Origin of the sequence: Paenibacillus tuaregi (assembly GCF_900086655.1) — a bacterium.
In the GTDB taxonomy this organism is placed as follows: Bacteria; Bacillota; Bacilli; order Paenibacillales; family Paenibacillaceae; genus Fontibacillus; species Fontibacillus tuaregi.
Window position 1 is genome coordinate 1 of the sequence record NZ_LT575476.1, and the last position, 17,216, is coordinate 17,216.

16 protein-coding genes, 1 tRNA gene, 1 rRNA gene and 1 other annotated feature are annotated in these 17,216 nt (G+C 48.0%); of the genes, 14 read left to right on the forward strand and 4 right to left on the reverse strand.

The window, feature by feature from the left end; genetic code table 11:
* The 10 genes from BN6628_RS00265 to BN6628_RS00305 form a co-directional block, all read left to right on the forward strand.
* Positions 1-97 (forward strand): 16S ribosomal RNA (locus tag BN6628_RS00265); the annotation flags it as partial.
* A gap of 347 nt (positions 98-444) precedes the next feature.
* Positions 445-552: a sequence feature (23S ribosomal RNA rRNA prediction is too short), on the forward strand.
* Between the two features lie 261 nt (positions 553-813).
* Positions 814-2,271: an IMP dehydrogenase gene (gene guaB / locus BN6628_RS00270; protein ID WP_068612631.1), complete on the forward strand. Its 1,458-nt coding sequence runs from the start codon at positions 814-816 to the stop codon at positions 2,269-2,271.
* A 127-nt stretch (positions 2,272-2,398) separates the two neighbouring features.
* A complete protein-coding gene (locus BN6628_RS00275) occupies positions 2,399-3,781 on the forward strand; it encodes a D-alanyl-D-alanine carboxypeptidase family protein (protein ID WP_068612635.1) in 1,383 nt (460 codons plus the stop codon).
* 160 nt (positions 3,782-3,941) lie between these two features.
* The gene (gene pdxS, locus BN6628_RS00280) at positions 3,942-4,823 is read left to right on the forward strand and encodes a pyridoxal 5'-phosphate synthase lyase subunit PdxS (RefSeq protein ID WP_068612638.1); all 882 of its coding nucleotides are present in this window, start codon (positions 3,942-3,944) and stop codon (positions 4,821-4,823) included.
* Between the two features lie 59 nt (positions 4,824-4,882).
* The gene (gene pdxT / locus BN6628_RS00285; protein WP_068612642.1) at positions 4,883-5,455 is read left to right on the forward strand and encodes a pyridoxal 5'-phosphate synthase glutaminase subunit PdxT; all 573 of its coding nucleotides are present in this window, start codon (positions 4,883-4,885) and stop codon (positions 5,453-5,455) included.
* A 214-nt stretch (positions 5,456-5,669) separates the two neighbouring features.
* On the forward strand, positions 5,670-6,953 hold the full coding sequence (gene serS / locus BN6628_RS00290; protein ID WP_068612645.1) for a serine--tRNA ligase: 1,284 nt from the start codon (positions 5,670-5,672) through the stop codon (positions 6,951-6,953).
* A 70-nt stretch (positions 6,954-7,023) separates the two neighbouring features.
* A tRNA-Ser gene (locus BN6628_RS00295) sits at positions 7,024-7,112 on the forward strand.
* Positions 7,113-7,274: 162 nt separating this feature from the next.
* Entirely contained in the window at positions 7,275-7,427 is a 153-nt protein-coding gene (locus tag BN6628_RS25435; RefSeq protein WP_082926724.1) for a small acid-soluble spore protein P, read from the forward strand.
* Between the two features lie 200 nt (positions 7,428-7,627).
* Positions 7,628-8,539, forward strand: a complete 912-nt coding sequence (locus tag BN6628_RS00300; RefSeq protein WP_068621786.1) for a YitT family protein — start codon at positions 7,628-7,630, stop codon at positions 8,537-8,539.
* Between the two features lie 89 nt (positions 8,540-8,628).
* Positions 8,629-9,705 carry a DUF6612 family protein gene (locus tag BN6628_RS00305; protein ID WP_068612649.1) on the forward strand — a complete coding sequence of 359 codons (1,077 nt, stop codon included), beginning with the start codon at positions 8,629-8,631 and terminating at the stop codon, positions 9,703-9,705.
* A gap of 101 nt (positions 9,706-9,806) precedes the next feature.
* Here the strand turns inward: BN6628_RS00305 and tadA are convergent, their stop codons facing one another.
* The gene (gene tadA / locus BN6628_RS00310; protein ID WP_068612652.1) at positions 9,807-10,286 is read right to left on the reverse strand and encodes a tRNA adenosine(34) deaminase TadA; all 480 of its coding nucleotides are present in this window, start codon (positions 10,284-10,286) and stop codon (positions 9,807-9,809) included.
* A 307-nt stretch (positions 10,287-10,593) separates the two neighbouring features.
* On the opposite strand from tadA, the gene BN6628_RS00315 reads away from it, so the two are divergent.
* Both BN6628_RS00315 and BN6628_RS00320 read left to right on the forward strand, forming a co-directional pair.
* Positions 10,594-12,885: a sensor histidine kinase gene (locus tag BN6628_RS00315; protein ID WP_068612656.1), complete on the forward strand. Its 2,292-nt coding sequence runs from the start codon at positions 10,594-10,596 to the stop codon at positions 12,883-12,885.
* Between the two features lie 41 nt (positions 12,886-12,926).
* The gene (locus BN6628_RS00320; protein WP_068612660.1) at positions 12,927-13,628 is read left to right on the forward strand and encodes a pseudouridine synthase; all 702 of its coding nucleotides are present in this window, start codon (positions 12,927-12,929) and stop codon (positions 13,626-13,628) included.
* Between the two features lie 212 nt (positions 13,629-13,840).
* Here BN6628_RS00320 and motB read toward each other — a convergent pair whose 3' ends face one another.
* Positions 13,841-14,641, reverse strand: a complete 801-nt coding sequence (gene motB, locus BN6628_RS00325; protein WP_082927060.1) for a flagellar motor protein MotB — start codon at positions 14,639-14,641, stop codon at positions 13,841-13,843.
* Positions 14,625-15,428, reverse strand: coding sequence for a flagellar motor stator protein MotA (gene motA, locus BN6628_RS00330; protein ID WP_068612666.1), 804 nt, complete (start codon positions 15,426-15,428; stop codon positions 14,625-14,627). The genes motB and motA overlap by 17 nt, the downstream gene beginning before the upstream one ends.
* A gap of 225 nt (positions 15,429-15,653) precedes the next feature.
* On the opposite strand from motA, the gene BN6628_RS00335 reads away from it, so the two are divergent.
* Together BN6628_RS00335 and BN6628_RS00340 are read left to right on the forward strand one after the other, a co-directional pair.
* Positions 15,654-15,947: a hypothetical protein gene (locus BN6628_RS00335; RefSeq protein ID WP_068612669.1), complete on the forward strand. Its 294-nt coding sequence runs from the start codon at positions 15,654-15,656 to the stop codon at positions 15,945-15,947.
* A gap of 221 nt (positions 15,948-16,168) precedes the next feature.
* Positions 16,169-16,468 (forward strand): 4a-hydroxytetrahydrobiopterin dehydratase, encoded by a 300-nt coding sequence (locus BN6628_RS00340; RefSeq protein ID WP_068612672.1) that lies wholly within the window; start codon positions 16,169-16,171, stop codon positions 16,466-16,468.
* Positions 16,469-16,803: 335 nt separating this feature from the next.
* On the opposite strand, the gene BN6628_RS00345 is transcribed toward BN6628_RS00340, so the two are convergent.
* Positions 16,804-17,160, reverse strand: a complete 357-nt coding sequence (locus BN6628_RS00345) for a c-type cytochrome (RefSeq protein ID WP_068612676.1) — start codon at positions 17,158-17,160, stop codon at positions 16,804-16,806.
* Positions 17,161-17,216: the final 56 nt, after the last annotated feature.

The window sequence follows — 17,216 nt, forward strand, 5'->3', positions numbered from 1 at the left end:
AACCGCAAGGAGCCAGCCGCCGAAGGTGGGGTAGATGATTGGGGTGAAGTCGTAACAAGGTAGCCGTATCGGAAGGTGCGGCTGGATCACCTCCTTTCTATGGAGAATCGTTACCTGCAACGGTAACATTCATGAGAAGCCAATGGCTTCAATAGCAACACCTCACTCGTTGTTCAGTTTTGAGAGTTCAACTCTCACGTATCGCTTCCAGAACTTGCTTGGTGACAAGCGAATGAGGATTTGATATGATATTCTTCCGGCCGCAAGGTTGGAATTGATCCTTGAAAACTAGATAACGAAACGAAATTGCGTAAATTAGAATTCCTTTAAGCTGAACTTGTGCAAGCAAGTGAAGTATCTAAGGTAGCGCGAAGGTTGGTCAACCAACCGGAGCAATGGTTAAGCTACTAAGAGCACACGGAGGATGCCTAGGCGCTAGGAGCCGAAGAAGGACGTGGCGAACAACGAAACTGCCTCGGGGAGCTGTAAGCAAGCTTTGATCCGGGGGTGTCCGAATGGGGAAACCCNGAAGCACTGCCTAAGGCAGTGCTTCTTTGTTTATAATTTGGATTTTTGCAGATATTAGCTTGGTATAGGATTTTAATCAGTAAAGGCTTTTAGTAAGGATAGAGAGAACAATTTCTGATTAGCAATTTTTAACGTATAAGCCAGGTGGTTATGGGCCCTTACGTGTTGACAGCCCATATCCCCTTTGCTAAGATGGTACAAATATATTCCCGTAAGAAGAGATCTCGGCCTTCCAGAGATAGGGATTAGGCCGCTGGGACAATAGAGCTGAGGAGGAAAACCCTGGTGTGGGAAAGTAAATTTGCTAAAGAAGGTCTTACATTTGATGATGTGCTCCTGATTCCGAGAAAGTCCAGTGTATTGCCAAAGGAAGTGGATGTGTCCACGCGATTGAGCGACAGTGTTAAGCTCAATATTCCATTGATCAGTGCGGGAATGGATACGGTCACCGAAGCAGCATTGGCTATTGCCATTGCCCGTGAAGGTGGAATTGGGATGATTCATAAGAATATGCCGGTGGAGAAGCAAGCTGAAGAGGTTGATCGTGTGAAGCGCTCGGAGAGCGGCGTTATTACGAACCCGTTCTCCTTGACACCGGATCATTTGGTGTCTGATGCAGAACGGCTTATGGGCAAGTTCCGCATTTCCGGGGTGCCGATTGTAGATGAGCACGAGAAGCTGGTTGGTATTTTGACGAACCGCGATCTGCGGTTTATCCATGATTACAATACGGCTATTAAGGATGTCATGACTCATGAGAATCTGGTTACTGCACCAGTAGGTACGACTCTTCAGGAGGCAGAAGTTATTTTGCAGCAGCATAAGATCGAGAAGCTTCCATTGGTCGATGAGAATAATGTCCTCAAAGGACTGATTACGATCAAAGACATTGAGAAAGCGATCCAGTTCCCGAATGCGGCGAAGGATGCTCAGGGGCGTCTACTGGTCGGTGCGGCTGTGGGGATCTCCAAGGATACTTTCGAGCGGACGGAGGCTCTTGTTAATGCTGGGGTTGATGTGATTACGGTGGACTCAGCTCACGGACATCACATTAACATTGTGGACGCGGTACGGGAGCTGCGGGCCCGTTATCCGAAGCTCACCATTATTGCAGGTAATGTGGCTACTGGTCATGCTACCCGCGATTTGATTGAGGCTGGCGCTTCTGTAGTTAAGGTAGGGATTGGACCTGGTTCTATCTGTACAACCCGTGTTGTATCCGGGATTGGGGTGCCTCAGATCACGGCGATCTATGATTGTGCAACCGTAGCAAGAGAATATGGGGTGCCAATTATTGCCGATGGCGGAATCAAGTATTCCGGCGAGATTCCTAAGGCGATTGCGGCCGGTGCTCACGCGGTTATGTTGGGCAGCCTGTTCGCAGGAACGGAAGAAAGTCCTGGGGAATCAGAAATCTACCAAGGCCGCCGCTTTAAAGTGTACCGGGGTATGGGCTCCTTGGCTGCCATGAAGCAGGGCAGTAAAGACCGTTACTTCCAGGACGATGATAAGAAGCTGGTCCCAGAAGGGATTGAAGGCCGGGTTGCCTACAAAGGACCATTGTCTGATACGATTCACCAGCTGATCGGCGGCTTACGCTCTGGAATGGGCTATTGCGGTACGGCTAATCTGGACGAGCTTCGTGAAGAGACGGAATTTGTACGCATCACTGGAGCAGGTCTACGTGAAAGCCATCCGCATGATGTACAAATCACGAAGGAAGCCCCGAACTATTCTTTGTAATTTTCGGAAATTCATAGTATTCCGGTGGGAAGCAGGGCGTTTTCGTCCTGCTTGTCTTTTTTTTGCGGCATAGCCTGTGTTAGAATAGAACAGTATTGAACGATATTGAGGGGAGCTTAAAGGTAACTTGAAATCTAAAGAACTGAACACGAATCCTAAACGGCGTATCCTTCGTAAAAGTGTCACGTCGATTTTAATGATTAATATGTTGTGCTTATCCGTAATTCCTGCTTTGACCCTTGCTGAAGGACAAGCTATTGCAGCCCCAAGCAAGACTGCTGCAAAAACGAATCAGGGTCCTACCGATAAGCTGGGTCTTAATGTTAGATCTGCCATTCTGATGGAACCAACCACTGGGCAGGTTCTCTATTCTGTTAACGGTGACGATCCTATGCCTCCAGCCAGTATGACCAAAATGATGACGGAATACATTGTGGCCGAGCAGGTGAAGCAGGGCAAGCTGAAATGGGATCAGGTTGTCACAGTACAAGAGAATGCCTCCAAGCAGATTGGTTCACGTGTATTCCTTGCTCAAGGGGATCAGCACACGGTAGAAGAACTTTACATTGCTATGGCTATAGCCTCTGCCAATGATGCAACCGTAGCTCTTGCTGAGCTTGTTGGGGGTACAGAGCAGAACTTTGTGAAGATGATGAACGAGGAAGCCAAGCGGATGGGCATGAAAACAGCCTATTTTGCAAATTCTACAGGTCTGAATGTAGGAGATATGCCGGAGGGCTTCCGCCCAAGCGATCCGAAGGAAACTGTAATGTCTGCGAAAGATGCCGCCACTTTGGCGAAGTATATTGTAACCGATCATCCTGACTTTACCCGTTTTACTACTTTGCAATCATATAAATTCCGCAGCCGTGATAAAACGCCATTAATCAATTTGGACTGGATGCTGGAAGCTAATAAGTCGAATGTCAATTTCAGACAATATGCTTATCCAGGACTGGATGGGCTCAAAACAGGGCATACCGAGAATGCGGGGAACTGCTTTACTGGTACTGCAGTGCGCAACGGAGTGCGCTTGATCAGCGTGGTGATGGGGACCGATGCGAAGTCGCAGAAATCCCGCTTCGTAGAGACGAAGAAGCTGCTTGATTATGGGTTTGATAATTTTGAAATCAAGCAGGTCGCCGCGCCAAAAACAACAATCAAGGGTGCCGAGACAGTCAGTGTCAAGAAAGCTACGGAAACCGAGGTTCCGGTGGTAACGGATAAGGCCGTGAGCTTTGTAGTGAAGAAGGGCTCGGATCTGAAAGGGGTCACCTCCACGGTGAAATGGCTGGATAAGGACCAGCTGACCGCTCCACTGCCGAAGGGCACCAAGGTAGGAACGATTACGTACACCTACAAGGCAGACGACACCGCCGCACCTGCTCAGGAGACAGTGAATCTGATTACCGCCGAGGAGACGGAGAAAGCTGGATGGTTCAAGCTCCTGCTTCGCGCAATAGGCCAGTTCTTCGTGGATTTGTTCAATTCCATTAAGAATTTGTTCTAAATTCTCTAGGGGATTTGAAATTCCTGCAGTTGTGTAATTAAAGCTTATCTTGTAAAATAACAAGTTAGATCAAAGGCGAATTTTCACCTAAATCTATATGAATTGGCGTATAATCTGTCATATAGATATAAAATTGTTTATATATTCGGGAGGTATGGACATGGAAACTGGAACATCTCGTGTTAAAAGAGGTATGGCTGAAATGCAAAAAGGCGGCGTCATTATGGACGTTATGAATGCGGAGCAGGCAAAAATTGCTGAAGCTGCCGGCGCAACTGCCGTTATGGCGCTTGAGCGCGTACCTTCGGATATTCGTGCGGCAGGCGGAGTAGCCCGTATGGCCGATCCAACGATCATTGAAGAGGTTATGAAAGTGGTTTCCATTCCGGTTATGGCTAAGGCCCGTATCGGTCACTACGTTGAAGCTAAAGTGCTTGAGTCTCTGGGCGTGGACTACCTCGATGAGAGTGAAGTTCTCACACCTGCTGACGAGGTGTACCATATCGACAAACGTGAATTCACAGTTCCATTCGTATGTGGCGCCAAAGATCTGGGCGAGGCTCTTCGCCGGATCGGTGAAGGAGCGTCCATGATCCGTACCAAGGGTGAGCCAGGAACAGGCAACATTGTTGAAGCTGTACGTCATATGCGTCTAATCAACAGCCAAATCCGTAAAGTTGGCAATATGTCAAAGGACGAGCTGTACGCGGAAGCTAAGAACCTGGGAGTTCCATATGACCTTCTGCTTGAAGTTCATGAGAACGGCAAGCTGCCGGTGGTTAACTTTGCGGCAGGCGGTGTAGCAACTCCAGCCGATGCGGCTCTGATGATGCACCTGGGTGCAGACGGCGTGTTCGTGGGCTCCGGTATTTTCAAATCCGAGTATCCTGAGAAATTCGCACGTGCCATTGTGGAAGCAACAACCCACTATACTGATTATAAATTGATTGCCGAAGTATCGAAGAACATCGGTACACCAATGAAGGGGATTGAAATCTCCAAGTTGACTGCGGCTGAACGTATGAGTGACCGGGGCTGGTAAGCCCCGGCTTTTTCGGCAAATTACCATGCTGGGCATGATATAGAAGGAAGATGAAGGTTATGAAAATAGGAGTGCTGGCACTTCAAGGTGCTGTGGCTGAGCATATGAAGAGCATTGAGAAGACCGGGGCTGAGGCGGTTGCTGTTAAGCAAACCCATCAGCTGAAGGATATTCAAGGACTGATCATTCCTGGGGGGGAGAGCACGACCATCGGCAAGCTGATGAGACGGTATGAGTTCATCGAGCCTATTCGTGAATTCTCTGCCGAGAAGAAACCGCTCTTCGGTACTTGTGCCGGGTTGATTGTACTTGCCAAGGAAATCGAAGGTGGGGAAGAGGCTCACTTGGGGCTTATGGACATTCGGGTCTCCCGTAATGCTTTTGGGCGTCAACGTGAAAGCTTCGAAACTGACCTGGACGTCAAAGGAATCGATAACCCGGTCCGTGCAGTCTTTATCCGGGCGCCTCTCATTACTTCCGTTGGGGAAGGCGTTGAAGTCCTTTCGACTTACCGTAATGAAATTGTTACGGCTAGAGAGGGCCATATGCTGGTGAGCTCTTATCATCCAGAGCTTACAGATGACTTCTCTCTTCATCAATATTTTGCGGATATGGTCCGTCAATCTAGTTAAACCTCGATTTGCGATATTATAATAAGGTGAAACACAGGCTACATCTGGCTGGAATGTGAAATTCCGTCCGGATGTAGTTCAATTTTAGCGGGACAAGATCAGGGTCCTGTTCAACACAGATTGGACTCGTGTGAAGGTGGGTTTGGTTAAAACTTGGCCCTCTGAAAGAGGTTCATTCTGATCAGTCAAGGTGCCGCCCAGGGAGGGACTAGTTATGTTAGATGTAAAAATATTAAGAAATGATTATGCACGGGTTGAGGATGCTCTTCGCAAGCGGGGCAAGTCTCTCGACCTTATTGCTGATTTCCCAAAGCTTGACGAGAAGCGCCGTGAGCTTCTTCAGGAAAGTGAGCAGCTGAAGAACCGGCGGAATGTGGTATCCGCGGAAGTGGCTAAGCGCAAGAAGAACCGGGAAGATGCCGACGAGCTTATTGTTGAGATGAGAGAGGTAGGCGACAGGATTAAAGCTCTGGATGAAGAGGTTCGGGAGCTTGAAGCGAAGATTGATGAGCTTACACTGGCCATTCCGAACATTCCGAATGAGAGCGTTCCCGTGGGCTCCTCAGAAGAAGACAACGTGGAGATTCGCCGCTGGAGTGAGCCGCGCAAATTCGATTTTGAACCGAAGGCGCATTGGGATTTGGGCCTTAGCCTCGGCATTCTGGATTTTGAGGCGGCCGCCAAAGTTACAGGATCCCGCTTTACGTTCTACAAAGGACTGGGTGCCCGTCTGGAGCGTGCCCTAATCAACTTTATGATGGATCTTCACAGCAACGAGCATGGTTATGAGGAAATGCTCCCGCCGTATATTGTTAACCGTGACAGCTTGTATGGAACAGGACAGCTTCCTAAGTTTGAGGAAGACTTGTTCAAGCTTCGTGACACCGAGTATTATCTCATTCCTACCGCAGAAGTTCCGGTTACGAATTATCACCGAGATGAGATCCTGAGTGTGGAAGACCTGCCGCGCAGGTATATTGCGTACAGCTCTTGTTTCCGTTCCGAAGCGGGTGCTTCCGGCCGGGATACGCGGGGGCTAATTCGCCAGCACCAATTCAACAAGGTGGAAATGATTAAAATTGTCCATCCCGAGACATCCTATGATGAGCTTGAATCGATGACCCAGAATGCGGAGCGGGTTCTGCAGCTGCTGGGCCTGCCTTACCGGGTTCTGACGCTGTGCACAGGGGATATGGGCTTTACCGCTGCCAAGACCTATGATCTTGAGGTGTGGCTGCCGGAAAGCGGCATGTACCGTGAGATTTCCTCCTGTTCGAACGTCGAGGATTTCCAAGCCCGCCGTGCGAATATCCGTTTCCGTCCTGAAGCTAAGGCAAAGCCCGAATTCGTACACACGCTGAATGGCTCCGGCCTGGCTGTCGGTCGTACCGTAGCAGCTATTCTGGAGAATTATCAGCAGGAAGACGGCAGTGTGGAGATACCGGAAGCGCTTCGTCCATACATGGGTGGGCTAACTGTTATTTCTCCGAAAAAATAGTTTGCTTGCTCATTACGAATGTGATATAATCTAATTTGTCACGTGTTATCGTGATGAATTAGATTGACCTGGAGAGATACCGAAGCGGTCATAACGGGGCGGTCTTGAAAACCGTTAGGGTGCAAGCCCACGTGGGTTCGAATCCCACTCTCTCCGCCATAACTTTTAATTGAGATACATAAGATATAAATTTAAGGCTTGTTCCTATCCAGGAATGAGCCTTTTTAATTGTCGGCTGTGGCATGCAGCCGAATATTCTGTCCCATTTCACGGTACATTAAAAAAGCTTCAGCCAAATACCGTTAAGGGGAGGGAGATACGATGAACAAGCCTAAATCGGTCCCGGTCCGTGGAGTTCAAGAGAACACGGGCCGCCGTCGCAAAGATGAAGGTTCGGGAGGCCCTGAGCCGTTATCTGGTTCGAAAAAAGTAAAGAATCGCAACCATGTGGACCATAACAACCCACAGGGTTAGTAAACCCCTTAATTTGCCCGAATTCGGGCAAATTAAGTCATTTTTGAGAAAAAAAACGATTTAAGCAAGACATCGAGCAGGATTAATGTCATAATAGTAATAGGGTTAATGGGTGAATAGCTGGACAGTATTCTAGGAAATGGAGAGATGAGGAAAAAGATAATTTGAACTGAAAGGAACGTGATGCTATGAATGAGCTCATGAAAAATCTTAAGATTGAAGAAACTACCGGCTTGATTCCTCGGCCACAGCGCCAGCATAACAAGCGGTCTTTGGCAAGTATCCTCCTGAGGTGCTTGTTTATTATCATAGGTGCTATATGCTACGCGGTTGCCCTTGAATTGTTCCTGGTTCCGAATGATATTACGGACGGCGGAATCACAGGGATATCCGTAATTGCCTCGCATTTTACAACTTTGCCTCTGGGCCTGTTTTTATTTCTGCTTAATCTCCCCTTTCTCATCGTTGGTTACAAACAAATCGGTAAGACCTTTGCATTTTCCACCCTACTCGGAATTATTGTTATGTCCGGCTCAACCTTTCTCCTCCATTCGGTTCAGGCCATTAGCCAAGAGACCACATTAGCCTTTGTATTCGGCGGGATCCTGCTCGGTTTAGGAACAGGGATTGTCATTCGTGCCGGAGGCTCACTCGATGGTACAGAAATTATAGCCATCCTCATATCCCGTAAGACCCCATTCTCCGTTGGTGAGATTATTATGATTCTCAACGTATTCATTCTCGGCGGCGCCGGCTTTGTGTTTGGCTGGGATGCTGCATTGTTCTCCATACTTGCTTATTATATTGCCTTCAAAGTAATAGATATTACGATTGATGGCCTTAACGAATCGAAATCAGTCTGGATTATCAGTGATAATATAGATGAAATTGGGGACGCCATTATTAGCCGTCTAGGTCGTGGCGTGACTTATCTTGCTGGCGAGGGCGGATTCTCAGGAGACCCGAAAAAGGTTATCTTTTGTGTGATTACCCGTCTGGAGGAGGCCAAGCTCAAGGAAATCGTAAGCCATTACGACGAGCGTGCTTTTCTGGCAGTTGGCAACATCCATGATGTCAAAGGCGGACGGTTCAAGAAAAAAGATATTCATTAATCCTAAAAAAGGGTTTCTCTCCCATTCGAAATGTTATATCATTGTATTGAATGTCACAATTTCTGAGGAATTGAAGAGGGGAGAAAGTCATGCGCAAGATAATGGGATTGACGCTGACACTGTTGTTGTCAGTAGTATTGGTTTTATCCGGATGTGGTACCAAGAAGGTAGATCCGAAAGAGGCTCTGCAAGGTGCTGCTTCTAATGCATTGAAGATGGACTCATACGTAGTTAAAAATGAGATTAAAATTAAAGATCTGTCTGTAAAGCTGGCACAAAATAACGAACAGGTGGGATCTGTCGTTAATATGCTGAAAGATGCTGAGATTAACATCAGCCAGATCTATCAGAAAGACCCAATGCAGACTGAAGCTACTCTTGAAGTGAAACTTAAAGGGGACGTAGCTACAACTATTACGATTCCTTTCGTGGTAACTAAGGAAAAGATGTATGTTAAAATTCCTAAAGTGCCATTCTTCCCGATTCCAGACAGCGTAGTAGGTAAATTCCTGGTTTTGGACTATAAGGAACTGGCGGCGCAAAGCGGCGGGGAAGCTGATCTAAGCAAAGTGGATATTGCTAAGACCCAGAAGTTTGCTTCCGAAGTGGCGAATGCCATTTTTGCCGAGTACGACTCCGCGAAATATTTCAAAGATGTGGACGCTAAGGATGCCGCATTGCCTGACGGCTTCAGCGCGAAGCAAGTGGTACAGTTCAACGTAACTAACGATAATGTGAAGGATGCTGTTACGATCTTCGTAAACAAAGCTCTTCCTAAAGTCCTGGATATCATGAGCAAAGATGATTATCGTGATATGTTCCAAGGTCTGACTAAAGAAGATATTGACAAAGCGAAGAAAGAAATCCAGTCCGGCAGCCAAGCTGAACTGAGCAAAGGGATCGACGAGATGAAGAACCACTTGAAGATCAACCAGTTTACAGTGAATACGGCTATCGACAAAAATGATTTTCCTGCATATCAGAATTTGAATGCGAACCTGGAAATCAACGATCCGGATACCCAGAATAATGTGAAGATTGCGATCGAATCCAAGAGCACATTCTCCAAAATCAACGAAAAGCAGAAATTCGAAATTGGTATCCCAACCGATACTATTACGATTCAGCAGCTTCAACAAGAGTTCGGCGGAGCTGGACTTCAATAAGATTGTAATCGATAAGAACCCGTGCCATGGCACGGGTTCTTTATTTTCACTCTATATGTAGGTCATTCAAGTTTCAGACAGAGTATAGGTCCGTCAAATACTCAGCTTAACGGGCTCTCAGGTGGCTTTCTCCGCAGTCTGCGGAAGAAGTCCGTCAGTAGGCTGGCACACTCTGGCTGCAGTATTCCTGTTGTCATCTCCGTCTGGTGATTGAACCGGGACTCCTGCAACAGGTTCATCAGGGTGCCGGCACAGCCAGCCTTGGGATCGGCAGTCCCATACAGCACATGGGGCACACGCGACTGTACAATCGCCCCTGCACACATGGGACAGGGCTCCAGAGTTACGTAGAGCCTGCAGTTTAAGAGCCTCCATGAGCCAAGCCTGCTGCTGGCCTCACGTATGGCAATAATTTCTGCATGGGCTGTCGGGTCATGCGTAGTTTCACGCAGGTTATAACCTCTCCCTACAATTTCGTCATCCCGCACAATGACGGCTCCAATCGGAACCTCCCCGATCGCTTCAGCTTTTTTGGCCTCCTTAATGGCTTCCCCCATCCAGTATTCATCGGTATAAGTCATGGCAAATATGCTCCTTCTCTCTTCTTTAGCGCCCGGTTATGCTGCGAACAGGCATTCGTTTGTGAACAGGCTGTGTGTAAATATGTGTATAAGTCATGGGTTATCAACAGAGTTATGCACAGGTTTATAATTTTTGGGTATAAGTATAACCAATCTGTGGGTAACTAAATCCATATAGTCTAATCGTGGTTAGAGTTCATAGCTTTGCTTGTCGAATGTCTTTGCAAAAAGTGTCGTTAAAGGTATGATGTTAGAAGAGTTATTCCAAATATCGGCAAGGTAAACAGGCCGAGGAGTGAGCCGCGAATTGTCCATCAAAACGAAATTATCCATTATTATATCATTTCTGGCCGTCGTATTATTGTCTTTGAATATTATCCTCAGCTACTTTACCACTCAGGAGAATCTGCGTAAAGACAGTGAAAATAAGATTATGCTGACCGCCAAGCAAATTGCCATTGCAGTCGAACAGAGCAGATTCAGCTCAGAATATATCGAGAAGCAGATGACGCAGCGGTTAAAATCAGCTGCTATCATTGCTGCTAAGGAATTGGATCCGGACGTTAATAAAGTGACCCGGGAACAGCTGGCGAAGTTGGCCGAGAAGACTGGAGTGACTGGAATCTCCTTATTCGTAGAGACTCCGAATGATGTTGTGGTCCGGGAGTCGTCCGAGCCTAGGGAGGTCGGATTATCCACAAACAAATGGGGCTACTGGTATGTGGCCTTCCGGCAGTTGTTCAGCATGCAGCCCGTGACTGTAAAGCAAGGGCATAAGTCCCAGCACTTCTGGTCCGGTCCTTTTGAATATTCAACGTCCATGCCGGACAGCATTGTGAAATGGGGATATTATTATGACGGCACAAGCAATTATTTGATAGATCCATTCATACGGAATACGGAGATGGACAATTTCTTTGAAGTTCTCGATCCGGAGCGGATTGTTGTCAGAACCATGGAGACGAATAACAACATTCTGGATATTACCGGTATCAATCTGAACCGGTTTGACGAAGCTGTGAATCAAGGGCTGTCTTTGGACAAAGGACTTTTTGCTGAAATGAAAGACACTCCGCTTGCCTTCGGAACCTATAAGTACCCGAGCCCTGAATCGGATCTGAAGCAAATGAAAGAAGCTATCCAGAAAGGGCAGAGTGCACAATATAATGTGAATATTGATGGAAAGCGGGTCATTAAGAGCTTTATTCCGATAAAAGATAGCACGAATCGCACCTATGTTATCCGGATTATCTCCAGTTATGATTCCATCCATTCGGTGCTCTCCAAGCAGATGATCAGCCAGATCTCCATCTCTTTGGTTCTCTTGGAGATCGTCATTTTTGCAAGTTATATTCTGGCGGGACTTCTCATCCGGCCGATTCAGGATATTCTGCTGAAGGTTAACGGGATGGCCGACGGGAACTTTGAGACCCAGCTTGAAGTCTCACGTAAAGATGAGCTTGGGCTGCTGGCGGCGAGAATCAATGCGATGGCCGGCAACCTGGCCCAGTATACGCAGGACCTCAGAGAAATGAACGATGAGAACCGCTCGGTAAAAGAGCACCTGGAGTCAATTATCCGCCAGACCGCTGATGCTATACACTTAACCGATCCAGAGGGGCGAATTATTCGGGTAAATAAAGCCTTTGAACAGCTGTATGGCTGGACTAGCGATGAGATTCAGGGCACCTGCCTGTTCAATACGCCGGAATCACGGCGTGAGGAGGAGCTGAGCTGGAAGAAACAGCTGAACGAAGGGATCCCGGTATTCTCTGCCGAGACGGTTCGGACAACCAAGAGTGGAACCGAAGTAAAGGTCAGCATCAGTGAATCCCCGATCTTTGACGAGGATGGGCAAATAACGGCCTTTGTCATTATCTCGAGGGATATGACCGAGCGGAATAAGATGGAGGAGCTTCTACGGCGGTCGGAAAAGCTGACTACCGTGGGGCAGCTGGCCGCTGGTGTAGCGCACGAAATCCGTAATCCGCTGACCACTCTCCGGGGATTCCTGCAGCTTCAGCAGCAGACAGAGAAGTTGAATTCACGCCATACCGATATCATGCTATCAGAGCTTGACCGCATCAATTTGATTGTGAGTGAATTTCTGATCTTGGCCAAGCCGCAGGCTGTACACTTCCAGGTCAAGGATATCAGGTATATTCTGGGCGATGTCATCTCCTTGCTCGACAGCCAGGCACATCTGCACAGTGTGGAATTCTCAACGGATTTCGTGGTGGAGGAGCTGCTTGTCCACTGTGAAGAGAATCAACTCAAGCAGGTCTTCATTAATCTGCTTAAAAATGCACTTGAAGCGATGCCAAATGGAGGGACGATCCACCTTAAGACTTGGTCATCTGAACCGGATCGGATCATGATCCGGGTTACGGATGAAGGAGAAGGCATATCCGAGGAGACTTTAGCGAAGATCGGTGAACCGTTCTTTACGAATAAAGAAACGGGAACCGGGCTTGGTCTTATGATCAGCCAGCGGATTATTGAGAGCCATAAAGGGCAGATGGAGATCGAAAGTGAACTGGGGAAAGGAACCCAGGTGACGGTCATCTTGCCGCGGGCAAATGTGCAATGTAACATATAAATCTGGGTAGTGTTAGACAAGTATAGAAGAGGTGTGTGGCTGTGCGGATTAATAAATATATAAGCGAGTCCGGATTCTGCTCCAGACGGGAGGCAGACAAGCTGGTTGAAGCCGGTAAGGTAACCATTAACGGAGTGGTTGCTGTGCTCGGGAGCCAGGCGGATGAGGGCGATGATGTGCGTGTGGAGGGTAGGCCTCTTAAGGATAAAGAACAGCATGTCTACTTGGCCTTGTACAAGCCTGTCGGCATTACGAGCACAACTGAGCAGCACATACGTGGTAATATTGTGGATTTCGTCGGGCATGAGAAGCGGATATTTCCAATAGGGAGGCTTGATAAGGACTCCGAGGGATTGATTCTGATGACCAATGATGGGGACATCGTGAACCGGATATTACGTGCGGAGGGTAAGCACGAGAAGGAATATATCGTTACGGTTGATAAAGCTATCACTCCGAGCTTCCTAAAGGCTATGTCTCAGGGGGTGAAAATTCTTGGGGAGATGACGCTTCCTTGTGAAGTGACCCGGATGTCCGATAGGGTGTTCCGCATTATCCTCACCGAAGGAAAGAACCGTCAGATTCGCCGGATGTGCAGTGCCCTGGGATATGAGGTAAAGCGTCTGCAGCGTATTCGGATCATGAATATTCATTTGGGAAGTCAAAAGGTAGGGACATGGCGTGAGCTAACCCCGCAGGAGAAAGAGGAGCTGGGGCGCCAGCTCAATTATTCTCTTACGTAGTGGTTTGGAGAGGGGAGGCAACTTCTCGATACGTGGATCTATACACCAGTTCGCTGCTCAGAGCTTTATTAAAGAGGAGATGCGGGTAAGTAAGAATGGCTCCAAAGCAACCGAGATTGTTGCATACATCTATTCTATAGTTCAACTTATAGCCCTGTTCGTTAAGAAAGGCCCCTTGAGCTCAGTAGAGCATCCAAGAGGCCTTTCTTGTATTAAGGTGTGGTTAAACCCGATTGTGTATTGTTCTGATATTTACGGAGGATGGAGACCTCAACACGACGGTTCTTCGCACGTCCCTCATCCGTAGCGTTGGAAGCGATCGGATGATACTCTCCATAACCCGTGCTGACGAACTTCCTTGGGTCCAGCTTGGCGTTAAGCAGCAGAATCTTCATGAAGTTAAGAGCACGGCCGGAACTCAGATCCCAGTTCGATTCAAACTCAGAATTGGAGATCGGAACATTGTCCGTATGACCGGAGACAATGACTTCATAGTCCGGGAAGCCCTCAAGCATCTTGGAGATCGCCTTGGCCAGTTCCTTGGATTCAGGCTTGACTGTATCATCCCCGGAGGCGAACAGCGCCTTATCACTGATCGTAATGGTCAGCTGAGACTGATTCAGCTTGGTGTTAAGCTGGGTAGCAAGTCCGTTGTTCTTGATGTATTGATCCATCTGCTTCTTGAGACGCTCCAGATCCTGCTGCTCCTGGCGCATGAGCTCACTGCGGTTCTTGCTCATCGTCATGCTCTGGGTGCTCTGCTGGGCGGAGCTGTCCTGAGGAGTATTATTATCTGTTCCGTCGACAGAGCTCTTGTCCAGTACACTTACACCGCCGTTCAGCGCGATGCTGAAAGCCTTACTCATCTGTTCGAATTTCTTCGCGTCCTGGGAGCTCATCCCGTACAATACGATAAAGAGCGCCAGCAGCAGAGTCAGCAGATCCGCATAAGGAATGAGCCAGGATTCATCGGCGTGCTCCTCGTGGGGTTCGTGTCTATTCTTTTTGCTCACCGGCATTCTCCTCCTTCTCCTGGAGCTGCGCACGTTCAGCCGGGGTTAGGAATACAGCGAGCTTCTGCTGGATGGCAATCGTGGAGACACCGGATTGAATGGAGAGAAGCCCCTCTACCATCATGAGCCTAATCTCAATTTCTTTCTTCGAAAGACGCTTCAGTTTGTTAGCGATTGGATGCCAAAGTACATAACCTGTGAAAATCCCGAGCAACGTCGCAACAAAGGCCGCTGCGATCGCATGTCCGAGCTTCTCCATATCTTTCATATCAGCCAAGGCCGCGATCAGACCGATAACGGCACCGAGAACCCCTAGCGTTGGTGCGTACATCCCCGCTTGGGAGAAGATCAACGCACCGGCGCGGTGGCGTTCCTCCGTGGCGGCGATATCTTCCGCAAGCACGTCGCTCACGAATTCCTGGTCGTTTCCATCGATGATCATCCGCATACCGCCGCGAAGGAAATCATCGTCAATTTCCTCCACCTTGCTCTCCAGAGCAAGAAGCCCTTCACGCCGGGTAATGGAGGCCCACTCCATAAAGAGGCTGATCAGTTCGAGCTTGGTGATCATTTTCTGTTTCACGAACAGCATCTTGAACAGCTTAGGAAGCTTCTTCAGCTCTGCGGCAGGGAATCCAATGAAGAGGGAGGCTGCTGTTCCCACTAGAATGATGACGTAAGCTGCCGGGTTATTGACCAGGTTGATTACCGGCGCATGCTTGAGGATCATACCGCCAACAACGGCCACAAGGCCCAGTATTAGTCCTATAATCGTTGATATTTCCATTAATACACCTCGTCCATGAGATAGAATTGAGTCCTTTCAGTCTTTTCGGCATCCTTCCGTCAAGACGGTTTGCTTACAGAACGAAGAGGGAATTCCCCGGGAACGTTCGTAAGAAACGGTTTACCTATTTTATCGACAGATTTACCTTTTTTTTTAAGATGAATTTTCAGTTATAATATATAGAGTGGTCTTAGAAAATAAGATCAAGGAAGGCGGAGAGATGAGATGGGTGTGAAACACGCTAGAGATTACGGAGAAATTCTGGCAGAATTAACGGAAGCCGTAGGGCTTATTCAAGACAGCTACGTCTTCTTTGAAATGGAACCATTGGATTGGGAGCGGCTGTCCGAGGAAGACAAACACGAGGTTCATGAGGCATTGGCGGAGGACCTTTTCTACGGATTGGGAACGCAGCCGGTCATTGAGGTAGGCAGTGGAGTCGTCATGCACGATGTCCATTTGCACCGGATTAATGTGCTGGCGGGAGATGACGAATTGGCAGCCGTTCATTTGATCTAATCCTCCCAAGCCCCAGATTGGATTTAAGCCAATTGTCATGTTAATATAGCCTGAGAAGGTTAGTGTCTGGTCCTTAAGTTCTGCTTTGGATATGGGAGGGCCGCATGGCCCTGTATTTGGACAGGAAGATGGTCGCAGTTCATAAGAGGAATCGGCAGGAAAGCCAGATTTAAGTCATGCCAGAGTGGCTCGGACGTTGTAGAGAATAGGGAGGAAATAGGATGCCATTTACACCTCAAGAAGTGGAAGCGCATTTAGTCAATCTGGAAGGATGGGAGATGGAGGAAGAACGTTGGATTGTCCGCAAATTTACGTTCTCCAATTTCATGAAAGGGATCGCTTTCGTGGATGAGGTTGCTGCGATTTCGGAAGCCTTCAATCATCACCCGTTTATCACTATTGACCATAAGACAGTTACGCTCCGATTGACCTCTTGGGAAGCAGGCGGCATTACAGCCGTGGATATAAAAGAAGCCCAGCAGTACAATGAGGCTTACGATAAAGCCCTGTCCGGCGAGTAGCTGCCGGCTCTAAGGCCTTAACTTAAACCTCTTAGCTTCAATAAGAGGCCTAATTTAACAGGGCATCTGCTTTGCATGCCAGGGCGGGGCCGGAATATGGGTGCAGCTTCCCCGCTACTTCGGCCGCATTGCACAGACTCTAGGACAGGGAGCGTTGTGCCGTCTTTCGGAATGACGGGCATATACGTGTTCAGTGCCGCGTATAGTGCAGCCAGAGACTGGCTGCTATCGGATAAGCGCGCTTTCTGACTGATAGCTCAAATATATGTATGGAAATGAAAAAACACGCCCTCAGGTATACGCTTACAGCGTGGAAGGGGGCGTGTTTTGATGGTTTATTTTTTTGCAGCAAGCCATTCAGCCACGTTGGCAATTTCCTCAGGCTTAAGTTTGTCTTTGAAGGATGGCATGTTTCCATTACCCTTGGTAATTGTGGTAAAAATTTGTTCGTTCGTCATTTGTGAGCCTATCTTCTGCAAATTCGGTCCAACCTTACCTTCGAGCTGATCGCCGTGACAGCTGATACAGTTCGCTTTAACGGTAGCTTCAGCTGTGCCAGCGTTGACTGTTACCTTAGGCATGGTAGGCTTATTCTCTTGTGCCACTTGTTCTTTACCCGGTAGGGTGAACATGAGCACGATGGCCAAAGCGCACGCGATAAAGAACAAACCGCTCATGATCCACTTTTGCATTCCAATCGTCCCTCCTATGTAAGATACCTTCTCCCATTATAACGGAACATCTTGTT